Genomic DNA, 521 nt, shown 5'->3' with positions numbered 1-521 from the left:
GCAGCTGCTCAAGCGATACCCGACAGAAATGGATGCAAAAGAGCAGAAGCTGCGGCTGGCGAAACTGGAGCAGGAAGTAAAAGCCACGGCCCAGGACGCCGACGATAACGTCCAGATTGTTGATGATGTAGGAGAGGAAGCACATGAAGACAGTCAGGTTGAGTAATATCGTAGCGCCTCACTTCTGGGGGCTGCACCGCGACATCAAGAGCCATGGCCACACGTACTACTGGCTGGAAGGCGGGCGCGGCAGCACGAAGTCGTCGGCGATGAGCCTGGAGATTCCGCAGCTCTTGATTAAGAATCCGGGCTGTCACGCCGTGGTGCTGCGTAAAGTGGGCAACACTATCAAGAATAGCGTCTACCCGCAAATGCAGTGGGGCATTGACGCGCTGGGGCTTACCAGTAAGTTCAGGTTCAAGACGAGCCCGCACGAGATTACCTATAAGAAAACCGGGCAGAAGATTCTGTTTTTCGGTGTAGATGATCCACAGAAGATCAAGTCCATCAAATTGCCGTTT

General features: G+C 53.7%; 1 protein-coding gene. It reads left to right on the top strand.

Going from position 1 to position 521, the window contains the following annotated elements:
• Positions 1 to 143 precede the first annotated feature (143 nt).
• Positions 144 to 521: phage terminase large subunit (locus HMPREF1250_RS09155; protein ID WP_023054384.1), on the top strand; the 378-nt coding region annotated here is incomplete at its 3' end.

The sequence above is a fragment of the Megasphaera vaginalis (ex Srinivasan et al. 2021) genome (assembly GCF_000478965.1).
Classification (GTDB): domain Bacteria; phylum Bacillota; class Negativicutes; order Veillonellales; family Megasphaeraceae; genus Megasphaera; species Megasphaera vaginalis.
Note: the sequence above shows the minus strand (reverse complement) of the source record. Positions and strands in the feature narration are given on the sequence as shown.